The sequence below is a fragment of the Streptomyces sp. NPDC046805 genome (assembly GCF_040645355.1).
GTDB lineage: Bacteria > Actinomycetota > Actinomycetes > Streptomycetales > Streptomycetaceae > Streptomyces.
In genome coordinates this window covers 1-2,881 of sequence record NZ_JBEYYC010000083.1, presented here as the reverse complement: position 1 = coordinate 2,881, position 2,881 = coordinate 1, and the positions used below count along the sequence as shown (strand labels likewise).

General features: G+C 69.3%; 1 protein-coding gene. It reads left to right on the top strand.

Features of this window, described 5'->3' with window-relative positions; translation table 11 throughout:
- The first annotated feature begins 282 nt into the window (after window positions 1–282).
- Window positions 283–2,790, top strand: a complete 2,508-nt coding sequence (locus ABZ910_RS36215; RefSeq protein ID WP_361373681.1) for a bifunctional (p)ppGpp synthetase/guanosine-3',5'-bis(diphosphate) 3'-pyrophosphohydrolase — start codon at window positions 283–285, stop codon at window positions 2,788–2,790.
- Window positions 2,791–2,881: the final 91 nt, after the last annotated feature.

Here is a 2,881-nt window from a genome sequence, read left to right as displayed (position 1 = left end):
GACGGGGCAGGACCCGAGAGGTCGGATCCGGCTGCTCAGACCTGGAGGAGCGCCTCCAGGGGGGCACCCGCCAGGGCCGGCGTCAGGCGGTCGCCGTGCCCCCGAGCCATAAGGCCCCCGGAGACACCTCAAATCACCCCTCAGGAATCCGGCGGACGTCTCCCGTGTTTCTTCTGTTGAGGGTCCTTGCTTCGGCCTGGAGGCGATGGCGGAGCCGAGGATCGTTACCATGGGGTCTCCGGAACCTGACCGGGGGACCCGGATCGCGCACGAGGAGCCCTCTTGCCAGACGAGGCCCAGCCACTGACCGCCGCCAAGCCCGAGCCCGCCTCGGCGCCCGCGGCCAAGCCCGCGCCACGCGCGAAGAACGACGCCCGCGGGTCGGTCGAGCACGCCCAGTCCGCCCCTGCGGACAAGGGGGCCGAGACGTCCCGTCCCAAGTCGGCCCCGCCCACCATCCGCCCGGCCACGGGCCAGACGGGCCGCTCGGGCTCCTCCAACCGCGTCCGCGCCCGCCTCGCCCGCCTCGGTGTCCAGCGCGCGAACCCGTACAACCCGGTGCTCGAACCGCTGCTGCGCATAGTGCGCAGCAATGATCCGAAGATCGAGACCTCCACCCTTCGCCAGATCGAGAAGGCGTACCAGGTCGCCGAGCGCTGGCACCGGGGGCAGAAGCGCAAGAGCGGCGACCCGTACATCACGCACCCGCTCGCCGTCACCACGATCCTCGCCGAGCTCGGCATGGACCCGGCCACGCTGATGGCGGGCCTGCTCCATGACACCGTCGAGGACACCGAGTACGGCCTCGACCAGCTCCGCCGCGACTTCGGCGACACTGTCGCCCTGCTCGTCGACGGCGTCACCAAGCTGGACAAGGTCAAGTTCGGTGAGGCCGCGCAGGCCGAGACCGTGCGCAAGATGGTCGTCGCCATGGCCAAGGACCCGCGCGTCCTGGTCATCAAGCTCGCCGACCGCCTGCACAACATGCGCACCATGCGCTACCTCAAGCGCGAGAAGCAGGAGAAGAAGGCGCGCGAGACGCTGGAGATCTACGCGCCGCTGGCCCACCGGCTGGGCATGAACACCATCAAGTGGGAGCTGGAGGACCTCGCCTTCGCGATCCTCTACCCCAAGATGTACGACGAGATCGTGCGCCTCGTCGCCGAGCGGGCGCCCAAGCGCGACGAGTACCTGGCCATAGTGACCGACGAGGTCCAGGCCGACCTGCGTGCCGCCCGCATCAAGGCCACCGTCACCGGCCGACCCAAGCACTACTACAGCGTCTACCAGAAGATGATCGTCCGCGGCCGTGACTTCGCGGAGATCTACGACCTGGTGGGTATCCGGGTCCTGGTCGACACAGTCCGCGACTGTTACGCGGCCCTCGGCACGATCCACGCGCGATGGAATCCGGTCCCCGGCCGGTTCAAGGACTACATCGCGATGCCGAAGTTCAACATGTACCAGTCGCTGCACACGACGGTCATCGGCCCCAACGGCAAGCCCGTCGAGCTGCAGATCCGCACGTTCGACATGCACCGCCGCGCCGAGTACGGCATCGCCGCGCACTGGAAGTACAAGCAGGAAGCCGTCGCCGGCGCCTCCAAGATCCGTACGGACGTCCCCAAGGGCTCCGGCAAGGACAAGGACGCCATCAACGACATGGCGTGGCTCAGGCAGCTCCTGGACTGGCAGAAGGAGACCGAGGACCCCAGCGAGTTCCTGGAGTCCCTGCGCTTCGACCTCTCCCGCAACGAGGTCTTCGTCTTCACGCCCAAGGGCGACGTCATAGCGCTCCCGGCCGGGGCGACCCCCGTCGACTTCGCCTACGCCGTCCACACCGAGGTCGGCCACCGCACCATAGGAGCGCGGGTCAACGGGCGCCTCGTACCGCTCGAATCGACCCTCGACAACGGCGACCTGGTGGAGGTCTTCACCTCCAAGGCGGCCGGCGCCGGCCCCTCCCGCGACTGGCTCGGCTTCGTCAAGTCACCGCGCGCCCGCAACAAGATCCGGGCCTGGTTCTCCAAGGAGCGCCGCGACGAGGCGATCGAGCAGGGCAAGGACGCCATCGTCCGCGCGATGCGCAAGCAGAACCTGCCGATCCAGCGCATCCTCACCGGCGACTCGCTCGTGACGCTCGCGCACGAGATGCGGTACTCGGACATCTCCGCGCTGTACGCGGCGATCGGCGAGGGCCATGTCTCCGCGCAGAACATCGTGCAGAAGCTCGTCCAGGCGCTCGGCGGCGAGGAGGCGGCCACCGAGGAGATCGACGAGAGCGTTCCGCCCGCGCGCGGCCGCAGCCGCAAGCGCCGCTCCAGCGCCGACCCGGGCGTCGTCGTCAAGGGCGTCGAGGACGTGTGGGTCAAGCTGGCCCGCTGCTGCACGCCCGTCCCCGGCGACCCCATCATCGGCTTCGTCACCCGGGGCAGCGGCGTCTCGGTGCACCGCAGCGACTGCGTGAACGTCGAGTCCCTGTCCCGCGAGCCCGAGCGCATCCTCGACGTCGAGTGGGCGCCCACCCAGTCCTCGGTGTTCCTGGTCGCCATCCAGGTCGAGGCGCTGGACCGCTCCCGGCTGCTGTCGGACGTCACCCGCGTCCTGTCCGACCAGCACGTCAACATCCTCTCCGCGGCCGTCCAGACCTCCCGCGACCGCGTCGCCACCTCGCGCTTCACGTTCGAGATGGGCGACCCCAAGCACCTCGGTCACGTCCTGAAGGCCGTCCGGGGCGTGGAGGGCGTGTACGACGTCTACCGCGTGACGTCGGCCCGCCAGCAGCGCTAGGGTCTCTCGTTTGGATCAGGCCGGGCTCGCGGGGTCTGGCACGCACATCTGCGGCGTTGTCGTCGGTTGCCGACTCCCCCAAGCTCTCGGC